This window comes from Vibrio sp. 704, from assembly GCF_033339295.1.
In genome coordinates this window covers 1-567 of record NZ_JAWOUH010000807.1, presented here as the reverse complement: position 1 = coordinate 567, position 567 = coordinate 1, and the positions used below count along the sequence as shown (strand labels likewise).

Here is a 567-nt window from a genome sequence, read left to right as displayed (position 1 = left end):
TTCACTCTTTAGCTACAGATCCGAAGGGCGCCGGATCGACAAAAAGTGAGGCGTTTGCTCTTCCGATCTGTTGTTAACGATCACGTTGTCATCATGTTGGAAAAAGAAATTTCCGCGAAGTGGATTGGTTGGCCAGAAAAGCTTTTTGCACGCATCAATCAACTGCTTCCAAGCGTGGTTTCTTCTGCGATTCGTAAGCAAAAAGAAACCATTCACCAATACGTAAACCGAGTCAGTCATTGAAGAGGACATGGACGATGAATACCAAACAACTACTTTGCGCTTTGACGGTTTGTTCAACGTTAGCTTCGACCGCTGCGTTGGCAGGTAATGCTCCACTGCAACAGGTTCAAAAGAAATGGGCGGAATGTCAGTACAGCACGCCTGACGGTGACGAAAAGGAACAATGCTTCCATCGTGCGATTGCCAAAACCAGTATTTATCTCGACAGAGAACCCGGCAATCCCGAACTCACTGTTTGGCTGGCAATCAATAAAGCATCGCTGGCTGGTGCTCAAGGTGGCTTAGGTGCACTATCACTCGCCAAAGAAGCCAAATCTTTACTCG

At 47.1% G+C, this 567-nt stretch carries 2 pseudogenes; both read left to right on the top strand.

Features of this window, described 5'->3' with window-relative positions:
* Positions 1–69: 69 nt before the first annotated feature.
* Positions 70–243, top strand: a pseudogene (locus R7R24_RS29245) (short chain dehydrogenase); the annotation flags it as partial.
* A gap of 14 nt (positions 244–257) precedes the next feature.
* Positions 258–567 (top strand): annotated as a pseudogene (locus R7R24_RS29240) (hypothetical protein); the annotation flags it as partial.